We start from the raw sequence: 23,592 nt of genomic DNA, 5'->3' as shown, positions 1-23,592 counted from the left end.
GGTTCTGACGGCCCGGCCAGCAGGCGGAACGTGTCGGTTGCGCAGACGTTCTGGCGAGCGGAGCCACAAGGGACGCTTGCTCTCATCAGACCAACCGCGCGCAACCTGTGCCGTTCAATCGATAATGCCCGGCCCCTCTGCCATCGCGCGCGCCACCCCCTCCTTCATCCGCTCGACCACACCGGCTGCGTGCCCCTGCCAATTGACGACCTCAGCAATGACGCGCAGCGGCGCGCGGGATCGGTAGGATCGAGTCGGATTGCCCGGGAACTTCTTGTCCGTCACATTCGGATCGTTGACGATCGGCCCGGTCGGCTCCACGACGTAGATCCTTTCGCGGCCATCACCGGCAGCAAGCTCCGCGCCCCAGATCGCCGCATCCAGCGTGGCGGTGAAGTAGACCCAGGACAGCGGCTTCGCTTCGGTAAAGTTCGAGCGATATCCGACTGCTATCATGTCACCCGGCCGCAGATCGGCGCGTGTGCCGTGAAAGTAGGATTGAGCGAACACGGTCGCGATGGATGACATCAGGAACCTCGGGGAGATTTTCAGCGCTGGTATCTGTCGGGAGAAGCCGTCAACAGGTCCGAGCGAGTCGCGTTCGCAGTCTGACACAAGCATGGACGTCTGAGCGACAAACATTCCAGCACAGGACACGTCGAGTTCGGAACCTCGCTGTTCAGGCGGCAGACGCCATGATACGATATCTCTTCTGATTGTGACCAACCGAGAGGAGATGACCATGAAAGTCTTGTTCGTCTTGGCTCTTATACTGGCCGCGGCTGCGGTCGCCCCCGCCAATGCTGAGGACCGTCGTGCGCTGCGCGCCGGACCCACCGAAAGCCCGACCACGGGCACCGGCTGTACAGGCGGTGTCTGGCCCGCCTTTGCGGCTTGTAAGAACGTGTACCACTTCAAGGATTATGGCGATTGTCATTCGGCCTCGATCAGGATGGGTTGGCGCACGAACGACATCTGGTGGTACTGCTCGAGCCTCGGCCTGAAGACCTGACCTTGCGCGACGATTTGCACCAAGACAACATGAGGGGAGTGAGCGCGTCCACGTCTCATCGCGCACGCCGTGCGACTGCCCTTCCCCCATCCCTCTCCACATCGAGGATGGGGGAGCGGGAGCCTACTGCCCTGCGAAAAGGCTCGCTCTCCATCGGCCTGCCGTGAAGCGCGTGCAGCGGCGGCGCCTTTCCTGCCGGCGACACCGGGCCGAATGGCACGTGCAAGGCTCAGTTCGCTGGAACGAGCGCGCGGTCCGTCAGCCAGCTCAGCCCATCCACCGTCGCTGCCCGCGGCTTGTACTCGCAGCCGATCCAGCCGCCATAGCCGATGGCGTCGAGATGACGGAACAGGAACGGGTAGTTGATCTCGCCCGTTCCCGGCTCGTGGCGGCCGGGATTGTCGGCGAGCTGGATGTGGGCGATGCGGGCGAGATGCTTCTGCATGGTGCGCGCGAGATCGCCCTCCATGATCTGCATGTGGTAGATGTCGTACTGGACGAACAGATTGTCCGACTCGACCTCGGAGATCAGCTGCAGCGCCTGGGCGGTGCGGTTCAGGAAGAAGCCGGGGATGTCGAGCGTGTTGATCGGCTCGATCAGGAGCTTGATCCCCTGCGCCTTCAGCGCTGTCGCGGCGAAGCGCAGGTTGCGCACCAGCACCTGGTTGAGCTCGCGCGGATCGGCATCGCCGGGTGCGATGCCGACCAGGCAGTTGAGCTGCCGGCAGTCCAGCGCCTTGGCGTATTCGATGGCGCGGCGGACGCCGTCGCGGAAGTCATCGACTCGGTCGGGCAGGATCGCGATGCCACGCTCGCCCGCGGCCCAGTTGCCGGCCGGCAGATTGTGCAGCACCTGGGTCAGCCCGTGACGCACGAGCTGCTCGCGCAGCTCCGCCTTGTCGAAATCATAAGGGAACAGATACTCGACACCGCTGAAGCCTGCCGCCTTGGCGGCGGCGAAGCGCTCCATGAACGGCAGCTCGTTGAACAGCATCGTGAGATTGGCGGCAAAGCGCGGCATGGCGTGGTCCTCCGATGAGAGCTGGAGCTGCGGTCAAGCCGGCTGCAGCGTGCGGGCCGGCTCGGCCGGCGTCTCATCCACCGGCAGGTCGAGCACCTCCTCGAACTCCACGACGTTGTCGATCTCGGTGCCCATCGCGATGTTGGTGACGCGTTCGAGCACGAACTCGACGACAACGGGCACCTGGTACTCCGCCATCCATTCGCGCGCGGTCGCGAACGCCGCCTGCGCCTGGCGCGGATCGGTGACGCGGATCGCCTTGCAGCCGAGACCTTGCGCGACCGCGACGTGGTCGACGCCGTAGCCGCCGACTTCAGGGGCGTTGATGTTGTCGAACGACAGCTGCACCTGATAGTCCATCGAGAAGCCGCGCTGCGCCTGGCGGATCAGGCCGAGATAGGCGTTGTTCAGGACGACGTGGATGTAGGGCAGGTTGAACTGGGCGCCGACCGCGAGCTCCTCGATCAGGAACTGGAAGTCGTAGTCGCCCGAGAGCGCGACGATCTCGCGCTTGGGATCGGCGGCGCGGACGCCGAGCGCGGCCGGCAGGGTCCAGCCGAGCGGGCCCGCCTGCCCCGCATTGATCCAGTGGCGCGGATGGTTGACGCTGAGGAACTGCGCGCCGCCGATCTGCGACAGGCCGATGACGCTGACATAGCAGGTGTCGCGGCCGAACGCCTTGTTCATCTCGTGATAGACACGCTGCGGCTTGATCGGGACCTGGTCGAAATCGCTGCGCCGGAGCATCGTGCGCTTGCGGTCCTGGCACGCCGCCGGCCACGCCTGCCGCTCGCGCAATTTGCCGGCCTTGCGCCATTCGCGCGCAACGGTGATGAACATCTCCAGCGCGGCCTTGGCGTCCGAGACGATGCCGAGGTCGGGATTGAAGACGCGGCCGATCTGGGTCGGCTCGATGTCGACATGCACGAAGCTGCGGCCCTTGGTGTAGGTCTCGAGCGAGCCGGTGTGGCGGTTGGCCCAGCGGTTGCCGATGCCGAGCACGAAATCGGACTCCAGGAAATTGGCGTTGCCGTAGCGATGGCTGGTCTGCAGCCCGACCATGCCGGCCATCAGCACGTGATCATCGGGAATGGCGCCCCACCCCATCAGGGTCGGAACAACAGGCACGTTGACGGTCTCGGCGAAGGTGACGAGCAGATCGCTGGCATCGGCGTTGATGATGCCGCCGCCGGCGACGATCAGCGGGCGCTCGGCGGCGTTGAGCATCTCCAGCGCCTTCTCGACCTGCTTGCGGGTCGCGGCGGGCTTGTAGACCGGCAGCGGCGCATCGGTCTCGTCGTCGAACTCGATCTCGGCGAGCTGCACGTCGAGCGGCAGGTCGATCAGCACCGGGCCCGGGCGGCCGGAGCGCATGATGTGGAAGGCCTGACTGAACACGCGCGGCACGAGGCCGGGCTCGCGCACCGTCACCGCCCATTTGGTCACGGGCTTTGCGATCTGCTCGATGTCGACGGCCTGGAAATCCTCCTTGTAGAGCCGCGCGCGCGGCGCCTGGCCGGTGATGCAGAGGATCGGGATCGAATCCGCGATCGCCGAATACAGCCCGGTGATCATGTCGGTGCCGGCTGGGCCCGACGTGCCGATGCACACGCCGATATTGCCGGCCTTGGCGCGGGTGTAGCCCTCGGCCATGTGCGAGGCGCCCTCGACATGACGGGCGAGAATGTGGCGGATCGAACCGCGCCGCTGCAGCGCGGAATAGAGCGGGTTGATCGCCGCCCCGGGAACACCGAAGGCGCAAGCGACGCCCTCCTTCTCCAAGATCCGCACCGCAGCATCGATCGCCCGCATCTTCGCCATCTCGCGCTTCCCCTGTTTGGTTGATGCGCGAGCTTCGCTGTTGAGGGCTACGATCTCAATTCAGTCGTCGAATTTTCCCACGATGCGGCACGCTCGGCAAAATAGCGGCGGCCTCAATTAGTTAGAACAGAACGACGCTGACATGTCCTAACAGGATGACGCTCCGCGTAGCTACTCGAACAATGGCGCGAGCTCCATCTGCGGCACCAACACCAGGCCCTTGTCGGTGATACGAATTTCTGGAATGACCGATAGGGGAATCAAATTGAAGCCCATGTAGGGAATAGTGCAGCCGGCCTCGGCCCATTCCGTCTTCAACAGCTTCACCTCCTCCGCAACCTCGGTGACGCGCTTGTCCGACAGCAGGCCCGCGATCGGCAAGGGAACCATCGCCCTCACCTTGCCGTCGGCAACGACGCAGACGCCGCCCTGCTGCGCGCCGATCGCGGCCACGGCGGTCTGCATGTCTGCCTCGTTGGTGCCGGCGACGATGATGTTGTGGCTGTCGTGTCCGACGCTGGATGCGACAGCGCCGCGCTTGAGACCAAAATCCTTCAGCAGGCCATGCGCGACGTTGCCCGCGGACTTCCCGTGGCGCTCGATGACGGCGACGAAGCAGAGGCCATGGCGCGCGAACAGCGTCTCCCAATCATTGGCCGGCTCGATCGCGACCTTCTCGTGGATCAGCGTGATGCCCGGCAAAGCGGTCTTGATCGCGTTGACCGTGCACGCCTTGGCCGGCAGCTCCGGCGTCAGCGTCATCTGCGCCGGCAGCTTCACCGTGGCGTAGGCCGGCTTCGGATATTGATAGCGCTGCGACAGCGCCTGATCGAGCCGCGCGGTGATCCGGCCCTTGTCGACGACGAGCTCGCCGCCGTACCAGGTCGATTGCGGCTTCAGGCCGTCGTCGAGCAGCACGAGATCGGCGCGGCGGCCGCCGCCGAGGCCGCCGATCTCGCCGTCCATCGCAAAGCGCGTCGCGCCGTGCAGCGAGCCCATCGACCACGCCTGCTCCGGCGACATCCCGGCCTTCACCGCCTCGCGCACCACCCAGTCGAGCCCGAACAGCAGGAGATCATCGGCATCGCGATCGTCGGTACACACGGCGGTGCGCTTGTGCGAGGCGCCGAGCTCGGTGATGGTGCGGATCGCCTGCGGCAGGCTGTGCCACGGCGTCGTCGGCGGGCCGCCGCGCAGAAAGATCCAGACGCCGGCATCGAGCAGGTCGTCGGCGATGTCGCGGTCGATCGCCTCATGCGTATCGGTGACGCCGCTCGCGGCGTAAGCGGCGACGAACTCGCGGCCATAGACATGGCCCGACACCGGCCGTCCGCGCTGCAGGGCCGCGGCGAGGATGGCATGGCTGCGCTCGTCGCCCATGCAGACCGGCACGAAATCCATCTTCTCGCCAAGCGCCACCGCCTCCGGCCAGCGGTCGAACAGCCCGGCGATCTTGTCCGGCGTGAGATCACCGCCCGCGGTCTCCAGCGCCGCCGACGTCGCCGGCACCGTCGAAGGCACGGTGAGGAAGATCGACAGCGGCGCCTGCCGCGCGTCCTCCAGCATCGCCTCGACTCCGGCAACGTCCATCACGTTGCCGATCTCGTGGCTGTCGCAGAAGATCGTCGTGGTGCCGTTGAGCAGCGCGGCTTCCGCATAGGCGCAGGCCGTCACCATCGAGGACTCGATATGGATGTGCGGATCGACCAGCCCCGGCGCGATGATGCCGCCGGCCGCGTCATACACGGCAAATCCGCTGCCGAGCGCCTTGTGCGCGCCAGCCGGCTTCACCGCCGCGACACGCCCGCCGGTGATCCAGAGCTCGCGGTTCGGATGAATGCGCTCCGAATAGGTCGAAAGCACGCGGCCACCGGTGATGACCAGATCGGGCGCAGCGCGGCCCGACGCGACATCGGCCAAGCGGCGCGTCATGACGTGCAGGGGAGCGACGGAGAAGCGGGTGAGTTTGGTCATGTTGGCCTCTCGCTGCGGCAGTTATACCGCCGCGATGGTCGCGCCATGCCTCGCCAGGAGCAAGCTCAAATCCGATCGAATGGTTGCCCACACGTTGAGCAGTCTGCCGGAGGTGATCCCCCTCAATCACAATCCCGCGCAGCAGGCGCCGCCCCGCCCAGCGCCGCCGTCAGCTCCGCCGCGATATCCCGCACCATGCCGCCGACCACCGGCACCCGCTCCTCCGTCAGCCGGCTCGCCAGACCCGAGATCGAGATCGCGGCCAGCGGCTCGCGGCAGGAATCGTGGACGACGGCGGCGATGCAGCGCAGGCCTAACCTCGCCTCCTCGTCGTCGACGGCGTAGCCCTGGCGGCGGATGGTCTCCAGTTCGCGGAACAGGTCGCTGGCGCGGATGATGGATTTTTCGGTCAGGCGCGGCATGCCCTGGCGATGGATGATGGCGTTGACGTCGTCGTCGGAATAGGTCGCGAGCACCGCCTTGCCCATGCCGGAGGCGACCATCGCCAGACGGCCACCGACCTTGGTCAGCGAGCGCATGATCTCGCGGCTGTCGAGCCGCAGCAGCACCATCAGCGACTCGTCGTCGACGACGGCGAGGTTGGCGGTCTCGCGCGACTGGTCGCGCAGGCGCCGCAGATAGGGAATGGCCAGCGCGACGAAGTTGCGCCGGCGGGTGAAGGTCGCGCCGACGGCAAAGCTCTGCGCGCCGACATGCCATTTCGACTCCATGCGGTCGAACTGGACGAAGCGGCGCTTCTCCAGCGTGGTCAGCAGGCGATGCACGGTGGAGGTCGACAGGCCCGCACGGACCGCGAGATCGCTCAGGCGATAGCCTTCGTCGTCCTCGGCGAGAATTTCCAAGATCTGCAGCGCGCGGCCGACGGATTGCACACCGCCGTCGCGGGGCTCGGCCGCGGCATCCGTGCGTGGCTCAATAGTCTTGCGACGGATCACGTGGCGCCTCTCTGCGCGGCCCTCTCATGGGCGGCGTCGTTGCAGGACGGACGGATCTTGCTTCGTCACGCTATCAAAGAAAGTGCCGCCCCGGCGAGAGGCCGGAGCGGCATTCGCGTCGATTTGACTTAGAGCAGGCCCGCGCCGCGCGCCCACTTGTACTTGGCCCCTAACACCTCGACCGGCAGCTCGGTCGAATAGGCGTAGGCCGGGATGCCGTTCTGGTAGAGATATTCGGCGGCTTCCTCGACCTCGACGTCGCCGGCGAGCGAGGCGACCATCGGCTTGACGAAGCCCTTGGCCTCCATCTCCTTCTTCACCTCGACCATGTTGCGCGCGAACACCATCGGCGGGGTCACGATCGTGTGCCAGTAGCCGAGGATCAGCGCGTGGATGCGCTCGTCCGACAGGCCGAGCTTGACCGTGTTCACATAGGTGATCGGCGGCTCGCCGCCGGTGATGTCGACCGGGTTGCCGGCGGCACCGAATGGCGGGATGAACTTGCGGAAGGCGGCATCGAGATCCGGCGGCATGGTCATCAGCGACAGCCCGTTGTCGACGACGGCGTCGGACAGCAACACGCCCGAACCGCCGGCGCCGGTGATGATGAGGACGTTCTCACCCTTCGGCGTCGGCAGCACCGGCACGCCGCGGGCGAACTCGAGCAGCTGGCGCAGCGAGCGGGCGCGGATGACGCCGGACTGCTTCAGCACGTCCTCGTAGATCTTGTCGTTGCCGGCGAGCGCGCCGGTGTGCGACGACGCCGCCTTCGCGCCGGCCGAGGTGCGGCCCGCCTTGAGCACGATGACCGGCTTCTTCTTGGAGACGCGCTTGGCGGCTTCCGCGAAGGCGCGGCCGTCCTTGAGGTCCTCGCAGTGCTGCGCGATCAGGTTGGTGTTCGGGTCCTGCTCGAAGAAGGCGAGCAGATCGTCCTCGTCGATATCCGACTTGTTGCCGAGGCCGACGATCGCCGACACGCCCATCTTGGCCGAGCGCGAGAAGCCGATGATCGCCATGCCGATGCCGCCCGACTGCGACGACAGCGCCGCATGGCCCTTGACGTCATAGGCGGTGCAGAAGGTCGCGCAGAGATTGGCCGGCGTGTAGTAGAAGCCGTAGATGTTGGGGCCCATCAGGCGGACGTTGTACTTCTTGCCGATCTCGACGATCTCTGCCTGCAGCTCCGGCTCGTTGGCTTCGGCGAAGCCCGAGGGAATCAGCACCGCGCCGGGGATCTGCTTCTCGCCGCATTCCGTCAGCGCGCCGGCGACGAACTTCGCGGGGATCGCGAACACGGCGGTGTCGATCACGCCCGGGACGTCCTTGACGCTCTTATAGGCCTTGTAGCCAAGGATCTCCGAGGCCTTCGGGTGGATCGGATAGATCTGGCCCTTGTAGCCGCCGTTGATCAGGTTCTTCATCACGGAGTTGCCGATCTTGCCGTCCTCGGCGGAGGCGCCGATCACGGCGACCGCCTGGGGCTTCATGATGCGGTTCATCGCGGTGACGATTTCCTCGTTCGAGCGCGGCGCCGGACGGGGCTTGTAGTCGAAATCGACGACGATGCGGACGTCTGCGGCGATCGCGCCATTCTTCGTGGCGAACACCGGGTTGAGGTCGAGCTCGACGATCTCAGGGAAATCGCTGACCAGCTTCGACACCTTGACGATGACGTCCGACAGCGCCTCACGGCTGACTGCGTCGCCGCCGCGCACGCCCTTCAACATTTCGTGCGCCTGGATGCCGTCGAGCATCGACAGGGCATCTTCCTTGGTCGCGGGGGCGAGTCGGAATGTCACGTCCTTCAGCACCTCGACCAGCACACCGCCGAGGCCGAACGCCACCAGCTTGCCGAACGAGCCGTCGGTGATCGAACCGACGATCACCTCGGTACCGCCAGTCAGCATCTGCTGCACCTGGATGCCTTCGATCTTGGCGTCAGCCTTGTACTTCTTCGCATTCGCGAGAATGGTCTCATACGCCTTCTGGGCGTCGTCCGCGGTCTTGACGCCGACGATGACACCGCCCGCTTCGGTCTTATGCAGGATGTCCGGCGAGACGATCTTCATCACCACCGGGAAACCCATGTCGCCGGCGAGCTTGGCCGCCTCCGCCGCCGACTTCGCCAATCCCTCCTTCGGCACCGGAATCCCGTAGGCGTCGCAGACGATCTTGCCTTCGGGCGCGGTCAGGGCGGTGCGTTTATCCGCCTTCACACGATCGAGCACGTCTCGGATCGTAGCCTTGGCGTTCGGGATGGCGTCAGACATAGGGGCTTCCTCCTGGGGATTGATCCTGGTTTATGGCATTTGGTATGCCAGAAGCAAACTTTGTCAAGCGCGTCGAAGATGTGGAAACGCGGAAAAATAGGTCGTCTTGACAGTCTGGCATCTGGCATGCCAAAAATATTGGACGCAAAATGCTGTACACAGTGATCTCCCAAGGAGAGGAGATCGGTCTTGTCTACAGAGAAAACAAACAAGGCATTGCCCATCATGGCCGAGGCCGACATCGCGATCGCTCGCATCGCCCCGGAGACCAGCTTCAAGAATAAGGCCTATGAGGCCTTGAAAGAAGCGATTCTGAAGATGGACATCTACGCCTCGCCCGAGCCCGTGATGCTCGACGAGCGCGCTCTCTCCGAGCGCCTCGGTGTCAGCCGCACGCCGATCCGCGAAGCGATCGCGATGCTCGAGCAGGACGGCTTCGTGAAGACGGTGCCGCGGCGTGGCATCGTCGTGGTGCGTCGGACGAAGAACGAGATCGTCGACATGATCCGCGCCTGGGCGGCGCTGGAGAGCATGGCCGCGCGTCTCATCACCACGATCGCGCGCAAGAAGGACATCTCGGCGCTGCGCGACTACTTCAAGGATTTCGGCAAGGACCGCCCGCCGCAGGAGCACATCGAGGAATATTCCAAGGCGAACATCGCGTTTCATCAGGCGCTGATCTCGCTGTCGGAGTCGCCGGTGCTGGTCGACATGACCAACGACATCCTGCTGCACGTCCGTGGCTATCGTCAGCTCACGATCGGACGCACCGACCGTATCGCGGCCTCCCTGCCCGAGCATCTCGCGATCATCGAGGCGCTGGAGGAACGCAACACCGAGCTCGCCGAGAAGCGCGCCCGCGATCATACGCTCGGTCTTGCGACCTATGTCGAGACGCACGGGCAAGAGTTGTTCAGCTAACCGTTCAAACAGAAGAAGACGCGGAATGCGCCTTCGATGAAGACCAGGGAGAGAGGCGCATGCCGCAGACTGCAATGAAGACCGAGGCGGATACCCACGAGGAGCTCACCGACGGTTTTCATCTCGTCATCGACGCGATGAAGCTGAACGGCATCGACACGATCTACAACGTGCCGGGCATTCCGATCACCGACCTCGGCCGCATGGCGCAGGCTGAAGGCATCCGCGTGCTCTCCTTCCGCCACGAGCAGAACGCCGGCTATGCGGCGGCGATCGCCGGCTTCCTCACCAAGAAGCCGGGCGTCTGCCTCACCGTCTCGGCACCGGGCTTCCTCAACGGCCTCACGGCGCTGGCCCATGCGACGACCAACTGCTTCCCGATGATCCTGGTCTCCGGCTCCTCGGAGCGCGAGATCGTCGACCTGCAGCAAGGCGACTACGAGGAGATGGATCAGCTCGCGATCGCCAAGCCGCTGTGCAAGGCGGCGTTCCGCGTGCTGCACGCCCAGGACATCGGCATCGGCTTCGCCCGCGCCATCCGCGCCGCAGTGTCGGGCCGTCCTGGCGGCGTCTATCTCGACCTGCCGGCAAAACTGTTCGGCCAGGTGATGAATGCGCAGGCCGGCACAGCGTCGCTGGTCAAGGTGATCGACCCGGCTCCGGCGCAGATCCCCTCCCCCGATTCCGTCAAGCGCGCACTCGATGTGCTGAAGAGCGCCAAGCGTCCGCTGATCATCCTCGGCAAGGGCGCGGCCTATGCGCAGGCCGACGAGGCGATCAAGACCTTCGTCGAGAAGAGCGGCGTGCCGTTCCTGCCGATGAGCATGGCCAAGGGCCTGCTGCCCGACCTGCATCCGCAATGCGCCGGTGCGGCGCGCTCGACGGTGCTGAAGGATTCCGACGTCGTGATGCTGATCGGCGCCCGCCTCAACTGGTTGCTGTCGCACGGCAAGGGCAAGAGCTGGGGCGATGCCCCGAAGAAATTCATCCAGGTCGACATCGAGCCGAAGGAAATGGACTCCAACGTCGAGATCGCGGCCCCCGTGGTCGGCGACATCGGCTCGGTCGTATCAGCCTTCTCCGACGCGATGGGCAGCAACTGGGCCAAGGCTCCGGTCGAGTGGCTGAGCGCGGTGCAGAAGAAGCGCGAGGACAACGTCGCCAAGATGGCGCCGCGGCTGATGAACAACAACTCGCCGATGGACTATCACGGCGCGCTCGGCGTGCTCCGCACCATCATCAAGGAGCGTCCGGACGCGATCCTGGTCAACGAGGGCGCCAACACGCTCGACCTCGCCCGCGGCGTGATCGACATGTACCAGCCGCGCAAGCGCCTGGACGTCGGCACCTGGGGCGTGATGGGCATCGGCATGGGCTCGGCGATCGCGGCCGCCGTCGAGACCGGTAAGCCGGTGCTGGCGATCGAGGGCGACTCAGCCTTCGGCTTCTCCGGCATGGAAGTCGAGACCATCTGCCGCTACAATCTGCCGATCTGCGTCGTCATCTTCAACAATGACGGCATCTATCGCGGCACCGACCAGAATTCGGCGGGCGACGATCCGGCGACCACCGTGTTCGTCAAGGGCGCACGCTACGACAAGATGATGGAGGCCTTCGGCGGCGTCGGCGTCAACGCCACCTCGCCGGACGAGCTGAAGCGCGCCGTGAACGCGGCGATGGATTCCGGCAAGCCGACCTTGATCAACGCCGTGATCGATCCCGCTGCGGGTTCGGAGAGCGGCCGTATCGGCAACCTCAATCCGCAGAGCGTGCTGACCAAGAAGAAGTAAGGCCACCCGCAAGACATCACCTGCCCGCGAGATGCGGGATGACCATTCGTTACGGAGAGCAACAACATGACCAAGGCGCTCGAGGGCGTTCGCATTCTCGACTTCACCCACGTCCAGTCCGGACCGACCTGCACCCAGCTGCTGGCTTGGTTCGGCGCCGACGTGATCAAGGTCGAGCGGCCGGGCGTGGGTGACATCACCCGCGGCCAGCTGCAGGACATTCCGAACGTGGACAGCCTCTATTTCACGATGCTGAACCACAACAAGCGGTCGATCACGCTCGACACCAAGAATCCGAAGGGCAAGGAAGTCCTCACCGAGCTGATCAAGAAGTGCGACGTGCTGGTCGAGAATTTCGGCCCCGGCGTGCTCGATCGCATGGGCTTCCCCTGGGAGAAGATCCAGGCGATCAACCCGAAGATGATCGTCGCCTCGATCAAGGGTTTCGGCCCCGGCCCCTACGAGGACTGCAAGGTCTACGAGAACGTCGCGCAGTGCACCGGCGGCGCCGCTTCGACCACCGGCTTCCGTGACGGCCTGCCGCTGGTCACCGGCGCGCAGATCGGCGATTCCGGCACCGGCCTGCATCTGGCGCTCGGCATCGTCACCGCGCTCTATCAGCGCACCCACACCGGCAAGGGCCAGCGCGTCACCGCTGCGATGCAGGACGGCGTGCTTAACCTCTGCCGCGTCAAGCTGCGCGACCAGCAGCGCCTCGATCACGGTCCGCTCAAGGAATACAGCCAGTTCGGCGAAGGCGTGCCGTTCGGCGACGCCGTGCCGCGCGCCGGCAACGACTCGGGCGGTGGCCAGCCGGGCCGCATCCTGAAGTGCAAGGGCTGGGAGACCGACCCGAACGCCTACATCTACTTCATCACCCAGGCGCCAGTCTGGGAGAAGATCTGCGACGTCATCGGCGAGCCGACCTGGAAGACCGATCCGAACTACGCCAAGCCCGCCGCCCGCCTGCCGCGCCTGAACGAGATCTTCGGCCGCATCGAGCAGTGGACCATGACCAAGACCAAGTTCGAGGCCATGGACATCCTCAACGAGTTCGACATCCCCTGCGGCCCCATTCTCTCGATGAAGGAGATCGCCGAGGACGAGTCGCTGCGCAAAACCGGCACGCTGGTCGAGGTCGACCACCCGACCCGCGGCAAGTATCTCTCGGTCGGCAACCCGATCAAGCTGTCGGACAGCCCGGCCGACGTCACCCGCTCTCCCCTGCTCGGCGAGCACACCGACGAGATCCTCCGCCAGGTGCTCGGCTTCAGCGACCACCAGGTCGCCGAGATCCACGACTCCGGCGCGCTGGACCCGCCGCGCAAGGAAGCCGCGGAGTAAGCGGGCGCGTCAGAGACGAGACGCGCGGCGGTCACCGCCGAACAGTCCCAACCGAGATCAAGCCGCCGGCGTCGTCCGGCGGCTTTTCGTATGAAGCTAAGCGGATCATTTGCTAGCCTCGACTTGAGTGCGACGACGTCGGGGTGAGCTCGAATAGGCGGGTGGTGCCTTGTCGGAATCTGGCTCGAACGAGCAATTGATGATGAAATTGGAAGCCGTCACAGACGCCAGCTCATTCCTGGCGTTCGTTTCCGCTCTAGTGGCCGACCGAGAGGCTGCAGTGCAGCGCGAGAAGGCCGAGCCAAGCTCGACCTGGGAGCCTGATGCAGGTGGTTGGGAGAATATCCGGATCGAAACCTACCTTGAAGCTGCTGCCGCGTGGGCGGAATCCACCGACTTTGGAGTTGACCAGGGGCTCGCCGCAAACAATCTCTGGCGCCGCTTCGCTGAATTCCTGAGCGCCGGGAAGAGCTACGAGTGATCGCATCTAAGTATTTAGCCCGCCCCAGACCTCAGAATAGCCGCATGCCAGATCAGCTTCGAATCGAAATCTCCCCTCCCGTCAGTGGAGGAATGACATTGCGCTTCTCATCAGGCTCACAACAATTCGAGGCGGACTTCACAACGCGAGTTTATCCCTTCTTCGAAGATTTTTGCGATGCGATTCGCGTTTTGCATGACGGCTTCATCGATGATCGAATCCGACTCCTTATAGGTGCACCAGAATGCGATCTGCTGCTGCAGGCGGCAGCGCAATCCTCGCAGGCCGTCCTGAAGATAAATCTCTGGCCGGACCACAAGCGCAGCGCCTTGCGACCGGAGCCGACTGTCTTCCGGTTCGGAGGCGCTCGACAGGAGATTATTTCACCGTTCGTCGCAGCCCTCAGGAGCGTTCGAGCAAGCACAAGCGATGCGACGTTTGAGCACAATTATGGGGCGCCATTTCCAACTGCGGCCTACGACGCGTTGATGCAGCGAGCGCGATGAAGGAGATCGCCGAGTACGAGTCGCTGCGCAAGAGCGGCACGCTGGTCGAGACCCGCGGCAAGTATCTCTCGGTCGGCAACCCGGTCAAGCTGTCGGACAGCCCGGCCGACGTCACTCGCTCGCTCCTGCTCGGCGAGCACACCGACGAGATCCTCCGCCAGGTGCTCGGCTTCAGCGACCACCAGGTCGCCGAAGACCGAGACGCAGCAGAAGTGCCGCAGTCGTTCGCACTTTGGCTGTTTGACCACAGCCGACACGGGGCCGGCATTTTAGATTCGCACGGCAGGGAGCTGGCTGATGGCAGTCTATATCTGGGTCTTGGGTGTGGCTGTCTTCGGCGGGTTCGAGCTTTATCTCCTAACTCACGCCCTCGAAAACTTAGCTCCCGGCGTGGATCGCAAACACGTGATCTTCGCCCGAAAATTTGCGCGACAAGTAGACAAGGAGCTGTTCAGTGAAGCAGGACAAAAATATCGCGCATGGGAGATAAGAAATGAGGCAGCTTTCGGTTTTTGGATCTTTGCAATAGGACCTCTCGTGGCGTTGCTGCGGTAAGCCATGCCGCCTTAGACTAGCAACGTCGGGCAAATCGGTGCTCCGGAGATCTCGACAATCCGAGCGAAGACTTCCTCGTCGTCCCTTCTCGGAGGAGTTCGAAGATGGTGATATGAGGATGATAGGGCGCGCCAGCCAATGGCCTGCAAACGGGAGGCGACAAGGTCAGCGTTTTGCGCGACCCGTCGCATCGGCAACTTCCATGACCTCGTCGCGAAATTCACCGTCAATGCTTTGGTATGAGCGGATTTCCCGCCAGACCTCATCGAACTCACCCGCGCAGTATCGCTTCAATAGCATCCCGTCGCGCCGCATTTTTCGGTGGCTCCCTTACACTCTCGTCGAGATCATTCATTCGCCGCATGAGATGACCATGTTGAATTCATGACGTCGCGCACACATGCTATGCGCCCGCCGCGAAGCGGAGACCGGCATCAGCGGTTCACGACGAACCGGAGGATGCGCTGCCCGGGGCGGTCGAAACTGCATTGAAAGGTCACGGTGCGGCCAAGCGGGTAAGCTGTTCCGTTGACGGCATGCGTGCCGTCAACGCGCTGCCCTTCGTACTTCGTATCGACGTCGGGCAAACGCAATCGGAACGACGAGGCCGCGCGGCCCCGGCATTGCGCCATCATTGTCGACGGGCTGGCGGCGTGCGCCACTTCGGCACTGAACAAGATTAAGGCAAGCGTGCCAGATCCCAGAACCTGCTTGAATGCACTGCGCATCGTCGACTTCCATGGTCTGAAAGGTAGGCGATCGACCTTTATAACGTATCATGCGCCACGTCGGGAGGTGCTTCAACTATGGACCACGGCCCCGCCCGCGTGCCGCCCCGGCGGACGTGGCGCGCTCTCTCCGGCTCGACGAGCACACCGACGAGATCCTCCGCCAGGTCCTCGGCTTCGGCGACCAGCAGGTCGCCGAGATCCCGCCTCCGGCGCGCCCGATCCGCCGCCGAAGCAAGCTGCAGACTGAGCGGGCGCCGCCGTGATCGACGAGAGATTGGACTCGACCTCCGGCGTCCGATCGCGCGCGAGGACGCTATCTCCTTCGAGGTTCGACGCGGCGCTTCCGCCTCTCTGCTCCGATCGGCAAAGTCGCGGAAAGAGGGGGCGGTTGCGGGTCTGGCACGAGATTGTTGAAATCGGCGAGGCAGATCGCTTCCCGTGTCTTGGTCGCCGCGCAGATGAGCTTGCCATCAGCCGAGTAGATCAATCTGCCGCGTTGATCTCGGCCGGTCCATTCGGCTCCCTCAATCTCTCGGGTCGACCGATGCAGAGGAGCGAGATCGCTTTCCTTGGCAAAGCTCGTATCGGATGCAGTAAAGCTCACATCGAGCCCTGCTCCCAAATGATTTGGATGCGCTGCGACCGGGTAGAATCTCAGCACGGCGCTTCGATTGCCGGTGAATCGCCCGCCTCCGCCATAGGTCGTTCCCTGGGGCCACAGCCCAAGGGCATGAAGCCAGGGACTCCGGCTTATCGCACTCCATGCAGACTTGTAATCCGTCTTCAGAGTACGACCTTGGTGGATGAACGACAGAAGCAATTCACCATCAGGCGACAGATCGCACTTTTCTGGATAGATGCGCCCTTTCAGCCAGGCGCCGGGATAGAACTTATCGCTCTTCGTGTTCCAGCGAACGATATGAAACCACGCCGACGGACCCCGGCGAAAGATGACGGCTTCATAGGCTTCACGCGCAAAGATCACAAACAGACGAGGGGCGACTATCTTGTCAGCCACATTGGCACCTGCGGACATGGATCAAAGACGGGTTCTACGGCGATGCTCCTGCCGCAGGGAGACGTGGCCGCAAGCAATGAATAGGCTTCAGCGGAAGCCTATCGTCATAAAACAGAGCGAATATTTCTGAGCACGAGATGCATCGCCCCCCTTTAGGCGATAGGGTCCACCAGCGTGTGATCCTCATCCGGTCGGCGCTTCATGAGCGCTTCAGCTCGGTGAAATCGGAAAGATCGCTGCAGGACTCCGTCGCGATAAGGATGCTGCGCATCTTGCCATCCCGGTAGGCGAAGGCGAGATTGTCTCTCACCACGATCCCAAATGGATTTGCGCGATAAAGGGCAACGCACACGGTCGGCATCGTGCCGCCGCGAAGCAGCCCGCCATAGCGGAGATAAGGCTGGGAAATCTTGGCATCGCGCAGCACGTGGCGATAGGCATAAAATGCTCTGATCTGCTCGGCCACCAGCTCCCGGTAGTTCTTGGGCATCTCGGCCGCAACGGCGGCCGTTTCCTTCGGGTCTGGTGTCTCAGGCGGAAAGAACGCGTGCCTCTCGGCGCTGCTACACGCCGCGAGCGTACACGCACCAACGACAAGGCCAGTCACGGAGGCCCATGCCCTCCACCGTCGCCCCGATTGCCCCATGAACATCCCCCCTCGATCCCCGCCTGCCTGGTGGCGGGGGACTCACACTACAATCTCTCCGTTACAGTCAATGAATTTCTGGAACAGGAGGCATCGGCAAGCTCCCGTGTGTTGGCCGCACCGTAAATCTGTTAGACTCCACCTCGCCATGGACGAAAATGAACTCCTCGCCCGCTTCGGTCTCACTCCGGTTACGGAAGATCTCCCTGAGATCCGACGTCTCATCCAAGCTGAAACCGAAGATGCCGATCGCGCCAGCAATGAGCCGTTGCTGCTACTGTGCATACAGCTGTTCTCAGCCGGCGATCCAAGTGATGCTCTTCTGATCTACGACGCCAAGATGTCGTCCTTCGACGCGGGGTGCTGCATCGACATTCAGTTCGTCTGCGGAGCAGGTCTCGAAGCCACCGAACAATTCCTGCGTTCGAACAGCGCCCCTGAAGCGAAAGAGCTTTTTGACAGGCTTCAGGGGGATAAGCGTGCAGGCGTTTTTGATCGCTTTTCGCCGCAGCAGCACCTTGCTTTCTACCGACGCTACTACGGACTGGCTTCCTAAGCTCTCGGTGCGCGCTTCCAACTTGATTGAAGTGAACGCCTCACCTGCCGAAGATCCCGCCGACCACGCGGTGCATCGCCCCGCCGATCGCGCCGATGGGCCCTCCGACATTTCGCTGCCCCCGCGCACGCCCTGAGCTGCGGCGGGCCTGCCGGTCGGATTTGGCAGCCTCGGTGGCCGCGGTCATCAGAACCTTGTGCTGGGCGGGGTTGAGGAAGCCGGTCGCGGGATAGCTGCGCTCCTCCTGCCAACGTGAGATGGCGGCGCGCGTCTGGTCATCGAACGTCCCGTTCGCCTTGGTGTCGAACCCGAGTCGGGTCAGCCCGCGCTGGACGGCGCGGCGCTTCGCCTTGGTGAGGCCGATCTGATTCTCGGTCTGCTGGTTTGCGTCCTGCTGGCTGCCGTCCTTCGCGGCGATCGCGGGATCGGCGGGTTCGGTCGCTTCACGAGGTGAACTGCTCAGACCAGCGTTCGCGACGTCAGCGCTCGCGACGACCGTCAGGATGGACATTGCCAGGATCAAGGCGCGCATGGCTCTTCCTTCGCCCTCAAATCTGCCGATCATTTGTTCCATCCCGAACCGGCGCGATGAAGGAATGACCACTCCCGGCGCCGTCCAGCTTTGGTGCAATCAACCTCGGTCCGTCGTGCCGGGTTCCCGCGCTTGACGGCAATTGTTGGAGCGTGCCGTCCGCGCCACATCTGTCCCCCGATACCTTTCGAGCCCAGCATTGGGCGGCCCTTTCCATATGAGAATGCCGGTTTCGATAAGTAATCCCAATTGTGACATAGACGCTGCAGCGCAAAAACCTCATATCGCTATGCAATATCCGTCATTGTATCTGGCATCTGGTATACGTAAATTCTCCTCAGTCAGAACGTCATACCGCCACTGAAGGAGACAAACCATGGCCAAGACCGTCGCCCTCCCCCTCGTCAACTCGGTGTCCCTGTTCGGCCGCTTCCTGGCCGCCCTCGACCGCGTGCTCATGGTCAGCGCCCGCGCCGCCAACCGCAACGGCGACCTGCCCTATTTCGGCCTCTGAGCCTGGCGCGTCCCACGCCCTATCAGCACGGCCCAGTCAAAAGCCCCGGATCCCGGGGCTTTTTGCTTTTGTGAGCGCCCCCGTGGGCTGCGACAAATTGGCTCCGCAGGCGCACCAGCCCATCTCCTCAATTGCGGTCGGCCGCTTTCTCATACCAAAATCAAATCGGTCGATTGGCAATCGGCAAACTCCTGTCGCGTGCGGCTGCTCGCTTCTGCATCCAGCAGGCGCGCGGCGCGCCGAGGGAGAGCCGACCAGCGTGACGACGTTGAAGCTGTCAACGATTGAGGAATGAGACGGGATCGGGACCCGGTAAGCGGCTCGGAAGAAGCGGCGAAGGTCCGAGATTGAAGGGGAGAAAGCGTCGATGAAGCGTTTTGTGCGCGGTGCCTTCGCGGCCGGCGTGGCCTTGGCCGCAGGCAACATTCCGGCTCTCGCGGGCTGGGAGCCGGTCCGGCCTGTCGAGTTCATCGTTCCCGCCGGCACGGGCGGCGGCGCCGACCAGATGGCGCGGACGATCCAGGGCATCGTCACCAAGCACAACCTGATGAAGCAGCCGCTGGTCGTGATCAACAAGTCCGGCGGCGCCGGCGGCGAAGGCTTCCTCGACGTCAAGGCGTCCGCAGGCAACCCGCACAAGATCATCATCACGCTGTCGAACCTGTTCACCACCCCGCTCGCCACCGGCATCCCGTTCGGCTGGAAGGATCTCACGCCGGTCGCGATGCTCGCGCTCGACGAGTTCGTGCTGTGGGTCAACGCGGAGAAGCCGTACACGACCGCCAAGGACTACATCGAGGCGGTCAAGCAGGCCGGCGGCACCTTGAAGATGGGCGGCACCGGCTCCAAGCAGGAAGACCAGATCATCACGGTCGCCATGGAGAAGGCGACGGGCACGAAGTTCACCTACATCCCCTACAAGGGCGGCGGCGAGGTCGCGGTGCAGCTCGTCGGCAACCACGTCGATTCCACCGTGAACAATCCGATCGAGGCGGTGGCGCAATGGCGCGGCGGCAAGGTCCGGCCGCTCTGCGTGTTCGACGCCAAGCCGATGAGCTATGACGAGCCCATCACCGAGGGAAAGGCCTGGAAGGACATTCCGACCTGCAAGTCGCAGGGCCTCGACATCGAGTACCTGATGCTGCGCGGCATCTTCATGTCGCCGCGCGCCACCAAGGACCAGGTCGAATACTATGTCGAGCTGTTCAAGAAGGTGCGGGAGACACCGGACTGGCAGGACTTCATGAAGACCGGCGCGTTCAATACTACCTTCATGACCGGCGCCGACTACGCCAAATGGGTCGAGACCGAGGAGAAGCGGCACGAGACCCTGATGAAGGACGCCGGCTTCCTGGCGTCGAACTGAGCCGCGCACATGAGCAGTCAGGGACGCTCCGCCGGCCCGAGCCATAGAGCGGTCGAGCTCGGCGTCACGCTCGCCATTGCGCTGTTCGGCATCATCGTGATCGTCGGCAGCGTGAAGGCGGGAATCAACTGGGGCGCCGAGGGGCCGCGCGCGGGCTTCTTCCCGTTCTATGTCGGCCTGTTCATCGTGGCGTCGAGCGCGATGAATTTTCGCAACACGCTGCGCGAGGATGACGGCGGGCTGTTCGCCGAATGGACGCAACTGCGCCAGGTCATGAGCGTGGTGGTGCCGACCGCGATCTATGTCGGCGCCCTGCCCTTCACCGGGCTCTATCTGGCATCGATGATCTTCATCGCCTGGTTCATGCGCTGGCTCGGCAAGTACGGCTGGCTCACGGTCGCCGTTGTCGCGATCGGAATGCCGGTGGTCACCTATCTGATCTTCGAGCGCTGGTTCATGGTCCCGCTGCCGAAGGGACCGGTCGAGGAATGGCTCGGGCTCTGACAAGAACGATCATCCGCTGAAGGGTTGCAGGACGAAGCCGGCATGGAAGAACTCGCCAATCTGTTTCACGGCTTCGCCGTCGCCCTCCAACCCTTCAACATCATGGTGATGCTCCTCGGCATCGTGCTGGGCGTGATCATCGGCGTGCTGCCGGGGCTGGGCGGCGCCAACGGCGTCGCGATCCTGCTGCCGCTGACCTTCAGCATGCCGCCGACCTCGGCCATAATCATGCTGTCCTGCATCTACTGGGGCGCCTTGTTCGGCGGCGCCATCACATCGATCCTGTTCAACATCCCCGGCGAGCCGTGGTCGGTCGCAACGACCTTCGACGGCTACCCGATGGCGCAGCAGGGCAAGGCCGGCGAGGCGCTCACCGCGGCGTTCACCTCGTCCTTCGTCGGCGCGCTGTTCGCGGTGATGATGATCACCGTGGTCGCGCCTCTGGTGGCGAGCTTCGCGCTGCAGTTCGGCCCCGCCGAGAAGTTCGCCGTTTACTTTCTCGCCTTCTGCAGCTTCGTCGGACTGAGCAAGGAGCCGCCGTTCAAGACCGTCGCGGCGATGATGATCGGCTTCGCGCTGGCCGCCGTCGGTCTCGATTCCATCACCGGCCAGCTCCGGCTCACCTTCGGCATCACCGAGCTGCTCAACGGCTTCGACTTCCTCATTGCGGTGATCGGCCTGTTCGGCATCGGCGAGATCCTGCTGACCATGGAGGAAGGCCTGAGTTTCCGCGGCGGCAACGCGAAGATCAATCTGCGCGTCGTGCTGCACACCTGGAAGGAGATGCCGGCCTATTGGCTGACCTCGCTGCGCTCCTGCCTGATCGGCTGCTGGATGGGCATCACGCCGGCCGGCGCCACGCCGGCCTCGTTCATGAGCTACGGCATCGCCAAGCGCCTCTCCAGGCGCGGCAAGAATTTTGGACATGGCGAGATCGAGGGCGTGGTCGCGCCGGAGACGGCGGCCCATGCCGCGGGAACTGCAGCCTTGCTGCCGATGCTGTCACTCGGCGTTCCCGGCTCGCCCACCGCGGCGGTGCTGCTTGGCGGCCTCCTGATCTGGGGCCTGCAGCCGGGGCCGATGCTGTTCGTCGAACAGAAGGAGTTCGTCTGGGGTCTGATCGCCTCGATGTATCTCGGCAATCTCGCCGGCCTGCTCGTCGTCTTGACCTGCGTCCCCATCTTCGCGGCGATCCTGCGGGTCCCCTTCAGCATCATTGCACCGCTCATTCTCGTGCTCTGCGCCATCGGCGCCTATTCGGTGCACAGCAGCACGTTCGACGTCGTCATGATGCTGGTGTTCGGCGTGCTCGGCTATTTGTTCAAGAAGTGCGGCTACCCGCTGGCGCCGCTGGTGCTGGCGATCGTGCTCGGCGACAAGGCGGAGGAAGCCTTCCGGCAGTCGCTGCTGGGATCCCAGGGGTCGCTCGCCGTGTTCTTCGCGAACGGACTGGTCGGCACCATCATGGTGCTCGGCCTCGTTGCGCTGTTCTGGTCGGCCATCAACCAGGGATGGAGCCGGTTGCGCGGGGCGGCCGCATAAACCGGACGTTAATCCGATAGTTGATCTACAATTCTCCGCTGCCGCGTCGTATTGTCGCTGCAGCGATTTGCCTTGCTATCGCTGGTTTTTTTGGGCCGGCTTCGCAGTGCAGGAGCCGCAGCTCCGCGGAAATCAGCTTGTCTATTGGCATATCATATACCAAACTCCGCATAGCTGTTAGGTCAAAAATAGACAGCCTGGAGGAAACATGACGGACTTGGCTCACGCGGGGGCGCCCGCATCTGCAAGAGTAAGTGACGCCTACCGCTGGACGCAGCTGGCGGTCGGCGTTCTGGCGATGGTGATGATCGCCAACTACCAATATGGCTGGACCTTCTTCGTCCCTGACATCGCCAAGACGTTCGGCTGGGATCGCGCCTCGATCCAGTGGGCCTTCACGCTGTTCGTGTTGTTCGAGACCTGGCTGGTGCCGGTCGAAGGTTGGTTCGTCGACAAATACGGCCCGCGCATCGTCGTGCTCGTCGGCGGCGTGCTCTGCGCCATCGGCTGGATGATCAACGCCTACGCCACCTCGCTCAACGGCTACTATCTCGGCATGATCATCGCGGGCATCGGCGCCGGCGGCGTCTACGGCACCTGCGTCGGCAATGCGCTGAAGTGGTTTCCGGACAAGCGCGGCCTCGCGGCCGGCATCACCGCCGCCGGCTTCGGCGCGGGCTCCGCGCTGACCGTCGCGCCGATCCAGGCGATGATCCGCGACTCCGGCTTCCAGACCACGTTCCTGTATTTCGGTCTCGGCCAAGGCATCATCATCGTCATCCTCGCCTTCTTCCTGTTCGCACCCAAGGAAGGCCAGGTGCCCGCGGTCACGCAGAATGCGAACCTCGTGCAGAGCCGCCGCAACTACAACCCGACCGAAGTGCTGCGCCAGCCGATCTTCTGGCTGATGTACTTCATGTTCGTGATCGTCGGCGCCGGCGGCCTGATGGTCACCGCCAACCTGAAGCCGATCGCCGGCGACTGGAAGGTCGACAACATCCCGGTGACCTTGATCGGCATGACCATGACGGCCGTGACCTTCGCGGCGACGATCGACCGCGTGCTCAACGGCCTGACGCGTCCGTTCTTCGGCTGGATCTCCGACAATATCGGCCGTGAGAACACGATGTTCATCGCCTTCGGCATGGAAGGCATCGGCATCTGGGCGCTGTACATGCTCGGCCATGATCCCGTGTGGTTCGTGATCCTCTCCGGCTTCGTGTTCTTTGCCTGGGGTGAGATCTACTCGCTCTTCCCGTCGACCTGCACCGACACCTTCGGCACCAAGTTCGCGACCACCAATGCCGGCCTGCTCTACACCGCGAAGGGCACCGCCGCGCTGCTGGTGCCGATCGCCAACTACATGCAGCAGTCATCGGGCGATTGGGACCGCGTCTTCATCATCGCGGCCGGCGCGAACATCCTGGCCTCGATCCTCTCGATCGCGGTGCTCAAGCCCTGGCGCAAGGTCGTGGTCGAGAAGTCCATGCTGCAATAGCGACTTCGCACTCGCAGCAAAAATAAAATAGAAC

Annotated in this window: 22 protein-coding genes and 2 pseudogenes; 14 read left to right on the top strand and 10 right to left on the bottom strand. The window is 63.7% G+C overall.

The window, feature by feature from the left end; genetic code table 11:
• Positions 1 to 114 precede the first annotated feature (114 nt).
• Positions 115 to 528 (bottom strand): NAD(+)--rifampin ADP-ribosyltransferase, encoded by a 414-nt coding sequence (gene arr / locus NLR35_RS24575; RefSeq protein WP_257169105.1) that lies wholly within the window; start codon positions 526 to 528, stop codon positions 115 to 117.
• Between the two features lie 214 nt (positions 529 to 742).
• On the opposite strand from arr, the gene NLR35_RS24570 reads away from it, so the two are divergent.
• On the top strand, positions 743 to 1,012 hold the full coding sequence (locus tag NLR35_RS24570) for a hypothetical protein (RefSeq protein ID WP_257169104.1): 270 nt from the start codon (positions 743 to 745) through the stop codon (positions 1,010 to 1,012).
• A gap of 229 nt (positions 1,013 to 1,241) precedes the next feature.
• Here the strand turns inward: NLR35_RS24570 and hyi are convergent, their stop codons facing one another.
• From hyi to NLR35_RS24545, 5 genes are all read right to left on the bottom strand, one after another.
• A complete protein-coding gene (hyi, locus tag NLR35_RS24565; protein WP_257169103.1) occupies positions 1,242 to 2,033 on the bottom strand; it encodes a hydroxypyruvate isomerase in 792 nt (263 codons plus the stop codon).
• Positions 2,034 to 2,066: 33 nt separating this feature from the next.
• Positions 2,067 to 3,854, bottom strand: a complete 1,788-nt coding sequence (gcl, locus tag NLR35_RS24560; RefSeq protein ID WP_257169102.1) for a glyoxylate carboligase — start codon at positions 3,852 to 3,854, stop codon at positions 2,067 to 2,069.
• A 171-nt stretch (positions 3,855 to 4,025) separates the two neighbouring features.
• Positions 4,026 to 5,828, bottom strand: a complete 1,803-nt coding sequence (locus NLR35_RS24555; protein WP_257169101.1) for an adenine deaminase — start codon at positions 5,826 to 5,828, stop codon at positions 4,026 to 4,028.
• A gap of 122 nt (positions 5,829 to 5,950) precedes the next feature.
• Positions 5,951 to 6,784 carry an IclR family transcriptional regulator C-terminal domain-containing protein gene (locus NLR35_RS24550; protein ID WP_257169100.1) on the bottom strand — a complete coding sequence of 278 codons (834 nt, stop codon included), beginning with the start codon at positions 6,782 to 6,784 and terminating at the stop codon, positions 5,951 to 5,953.
• Between the two features lie 128 nt (positions 6,785 to 6,912).
• Positions 6,913 to 9,054 carry an acetate--CoA ligase family protein gene (locus NLR35_RS24545; RefSeq protein ID WP_006610669.1) on the bottom strand — a complete coding sequence of 714 codons (2,142 nt, stop codon included), beginning with the start codon at positions 9,052 to 9,054 and terminating at the stop codon, positions 6,913 to 6,915.
• Between the two features lie 225 nt (positions 9,055 to 9,279).
• Here NLR35_RS24545 and NLR35_RS24540 point away from each other — a divergent pair, with 225 nt between their 5' ends.
• The 6 genes and pseudogenes from NLR35_RS24540 to NLR35_RS24515 all read left to right on the top strand — a co-directional run.
• Complete coding sequence (locus tag NLR35_RS24540; RefSeq protein WP_374940856.1) at positions 9,280 to 9,975, top strand: GntR family transcriptional regulator; 696 nt, start codon at positions 9,280 to 9,282, stop codon at positions 9,973 to 9,975.
• A 59-nt stretch (positions 9,976 to 10,034) separates the two neighbouring features.
• Entirely contained in the window at positions 10,035 to 11,765 is a 1,731-nt protein-coding gene (gene oxc / locus NLR35_RS24535; RefSeq protein WP_257169098.1) for an oxalyl-CoA decarboxylase, read from the top strand.
• Between the two features lie 66 nt (positions 11,766 to 11,831).
• Positions 11,832 to 13,109 carry a formyl-CoA transferase gene (frc, locus tag NLR35_RS24530; protein WP_006610672.1) on the top strand — a complete coding sequence of 426 codons (1,278 nt, stop codon included), beginning with the start codon at positions 11,832 to 11,834 and terminating at the stop codon, positions 13,107 to 13,109.
• Positions 13,110 to 13,308: 199 nt separating this feature from the next.
• A complete protein-coding gene (locus tag NLR35_RS24525) occupies positions 13,309 to 13,590 on the top strand; it encodes a hypothetical protein (protein ID WP_257169097.1) in 282 nt (93 codons plus the stop codon).
• A gap of 44 nt (positions 13,591 to 13,634) precedes the next feature.
• Positions 13,635 to 14,096, top strand: a complete 462-nt coding sequence (locus NLR35_RS24520; RefSeq protein ID WP_257169096.1) for a hypothetical protein — start codon at positions 13,635 to 13,637, stop codon at positions 14,094 to 14,096.
• Positions 14,090 to 14,302: pseudogene (locus tag NLR35_RS24515) on the top strand (formyl-CoA transferase); the annotation flags it as partial. The gene NLR35_RS24520 and the pseudogene NLR35_RS24515, both read left to right, overlap by 7 nt.
• 783 nt (positions 14,303 to 15,085) lie before the next feature.
• Here NLR35_RS24515 and NLR35_RS24510 read toward each other — a convergent pair.
• A complete protein-coding gene (locus tag NLR35_RS24510) occupies positions 15,086 to 15,379 on the bottom strand; it encodes a hypothetical protein (RefSeq protein ID WP_257169095.1) in 294 nt (97 codons plus the stop codon).
• Between the two features lie 107 nt (positions 15,380 to 15,486).
• On the opposite strand from NLR35_RS24510, the pseudogene NLR35_RS24505 reads away from it, so the two are divergent.
• Positions 15,487 to 15,629: pseudogene (locus tag NLR35_RS24505) on the top strand (formyl-CoA transferase); the annotation flags it as partial.
• A 66-nt stretch (positions 15,630 to 15,695) separates the two neighbouring features.
• On the opposite strand, the gene NLR35_RS24500 reads toward NLR35_RS24505, so the two are convergent.
• Positions 15,696 to 16,400 (bottom strand): hypothetical protein, encoded by a 705-nt coding sequence (locus tag NLR35_RS24500; protein ID WP_257169094.1) that lies wholly within the window; start codon positions 16,398 to 16,400, stop codon positions 15,696 to 15,698.
• A gap of 199 nt (positions 16,401 to 16,599) precedes the next feature.
• Positions 16,600 to 16,890 carry a hypothetical protein gene (locus NLR35_RS24495; RefSeq protein WP_257169093.1) on the bottom strand — a complete coding sequence of 97 codons (291 nt, stop codon included), beginning with the start codon at positions 16,888 to 16,890 and terminating at the stop codon, positions 16,600 to 16,602.
• Positions 16,891 to 17,194: 304 nt separating this feature from the next.
• Between NLR35_RS24495 and NLR35_RS24490 the strand changes: the two genes are divergently transcribed.
• Entirely contained in the window at positions 17,195 to 17,602 is a 408-nt protein-coding gene (locus NLR35_RS24490) for a hypothetical protein (RefSeq protein WP_257169092.1), read from the top strand.
• 40 nt (positions 17,603 to 17,642) lie between these two features.
• On the opposite strand, the gene NLR35_RS24485 is transcribed toward NLR35_RS24490, so the two are convergent.
• A complete protein-coding gene (locus NLR35_RS24485; protein ID WP_257169091.1) occupies positions 17,643 to 18,134 on the bottom strand; it encodes a peptidoglycan-binding domain-containing protein in 492 nt (163 codons plus the stop codon).
• A 376-nt stretch (positions 18,135 to 18,510) separates the two neighbouring features.
• Here NLR35_RS24485 and NLR35_RS24480 point away from each other — a divergent pair, with 376 nt between their 5' ends.
• From NLR35_RS24480 to oxlT, 5 genes are all read left to right on the top strand, one after another.
• Positions 18,511 to 18,648 carry a hypothetical protein gene (locus NLR35_RS24480; protein WP_257169090.1) on the top strand — a complete coding sequence of 46 codons (138 nt, stop codon included), beginning with the start codon at positions 18,511 to 18,513 and terminating at the stop codon, positions 18,646 to 18,648.
• Positions 18,649 to 19,015: 367 nt separating this feature from the next.
• Positions 19,016 to 20,014: a tripartite tricarboxylate transporter substrate binding protein gene (locus NLR35_RS24475; protein ID WP_257169089.1), complete on the top strand. Its 999-nt coding sequence runs from the start codon at positions 19,016 to 19,018 to the stop codon at positions 20,012 to 20,014.
• A gap of 9 nt (positions 20,015 to 20,023) precedes the next feature.
• A complete protein-coding gene (locus NLR35_RS24470) occupies positions 20,024 to 20,518 on the top strand; it encodes a tripartite tricarboxylate transporter TctB family protein (protein WP_257169088.1) in 495 nt (164 codons plus the stop codon).
• A 42-nt stretch (positions 20,519 to 20,560) separates the two neighbouring features.
• Complete coding sequence (locus NLR35_RS24465) at positions 20,561 to 22,060, top strand: tripartite tricarboxylate transporter permease (RefSeq protein WP_257169087.1); 1,500 nt, start codon at positions 20,561 to 20,563, stop codon at positions 22,058 to 22,060.
• Positions 22,061 to 22,268: 208 nt separating this feature from the next.
• Positions 22,269 to 23,558 (top strand): oxalate/formate MFS antiporter, encoded by a 1,290-nt coding sequence (gene oxlT / locus NLR35_RS24460; RefSeq protein ID WP_257169086.1) that lies wholly within the window; start codon positions 22,269 to 22,271, stop codon positions 23,556 to 23,558.
• Positions 23,559 to 23,592 lie beyond the last annotated feature (34 nt).

The sequence above is a fragment of the Bradyrhizobium sp. SRS-191 genome (assembly GCF_024586915.1).
Lineage (GTDB): Bacteria > Pseudomonadota > Alphaproteobacteria > Rhizobiales > Xanthobacteraceae > Bradyrhizobium.
This window is presented reverse-complemented; position numbering and strand designations above follow the sequence as displayed.

Excerpts from the sequence above, each read along its gene's own strand:
- NLR35_RS24520 (WP_257169096.1), top strand. The coding sequence starts at position 13,635 with ATGCCAGATCAGCTTCGAATCGAAATCTCCCCTCCCGTCAGTGGAGGA.
- NLR35_RS24465 (WP_257169087.1), top strand. The coding sequence starts at position 20,561 with ATGGAAGAACTCGCCAATCTGTTTCACGGCTTCGCCGTCGCCCTCCAA.
- NLR35_RS24540 (WP_374940856.1), top strand. The coding sequence starts at position 9,280 with ATGGCCGAGGCCGACATCGCGATCGCTCGCATCGCCCCGGAGACCAGC.
- oxlT (WP_257169086.1), top strand. The coding sequence starts at position 22,269 with ATGACGGACTTGGCTCACGCGGGGGCGCCCGCATCTGCAAGAGTAAGT.
- NLR35_RS24495 (WP_257169093.1), bottom strand. The coding sequence starts at position 16,890 with ATGCCCAAGAACTACCGGGAGCTGGTGGCCGAGCAGATCAGAGCATTT.
- oxc (WP_257169098.1), top strand. The coding sequence starts at position 10,035 with ATGCCGCAGACTGCAATGAAGACCGAGGCGGATACCCACGAGGAGCTC.
- arr (WP_257169105.1), bottom strand. The coding sequence starts at position 528 with ATGTCATCCATCGCGACCGTGTTCGCTCAATCCTACTTTCACGGCACA.
- NLR35_RS24525 (WP_257169097.1), top strand. The coding sequence starts at position 13,309 with ATGATGAAATTGGAAGCCGTCACAGACGCCAGCTCATTCCTGGCGTTC.
- NLR35_RS24485 (WP_257169091.1), bottom strand. The coding sequence starts at position 18,134 with ATGCGCGCCTTGATCCTGGCAATGTCCATCCTGACGGTCGTCGCGAGC.
- NLR35_RS24570 (WP_257169104.1), top strand. The coding sequence starts at position 743 with ATGAAAGTCTTGTTCGTCTTGGCTCTTATACTGGCCGCGGCTGCGGTC.
- hyi (WP_257169103.1), bottom strand. The coding sequence starts at position 2,033 with ATGCCGCGCTTTGCCGCCAATCTCACGATGCTGTTCAACGAGCTGCCG.
- NLR35_RS24555 (WP_257169101.1), bottom strand. The coding sequence starts at position 5,828 with ATGACCAAACTCACCCGCTTCTCCGTCGCTCCCCTGCACGTCATGACG.
- NLR35_RS24480 (WP_257169090.1), top strand. The coding sequence starts at position 18,511 with ATGGCCAAGACCGTCGCCCTCCCCCTCGTCAACTCGGTGTCCCTGTTC.
- NLR35_RS24475 (WP_257169089.1), top strand. The coding sequence starts at position 19,016 with ATGAAGCGTTTTGTGCGCGGTGCCTTCGCGGCCGGCGTGGCCTTGGCC.
- NLR35_RS24545 (WP_006610669.1), bottom strand. The coding sequence starts at position 9,054 with ATGTCTGACGCCATCCCGAACGCCAAGGCTACGATCCGAGACGTGCTC.
- NLR35_RS24470 (WP_257169088.1), top strand. The coding sequence starts at position 20,024 with ATGAGCAGTCAGGGACGCTCCGCCGGCCCGAGCCATAGAGCGGTCGAG.
- NLR35_RS24510 (WP_257169095.1), bottom strand. The coding sequence starts at position 15,379 with ATGCGCAGTGCATTCAAGCAGGTTCTGGGATCTGGCACGCTTGCCTTA.
- gcl (WP_257169102.1), bottom strand. The coding sequence starts at position 3,854 with ATGGCGAAGATGCGGGCGATCGATGCTGCGGTGCGGATCTTGGAGAAG.
- NLR35_RS24490 (WP_257169092.1), top strand. The coding sequence starts at position 17,195 with ATGGACGAAAATGAACTCCTCGCCCGCTTCGGTCTCACTCCGGTTACG.
- frc (WP_006610672.1), top strand. The coding sequence starts at position 11,832 with ATGACCAAGGCGCTCGAGGGCGTTCGCATTCTCGACTTCACCCACGTC.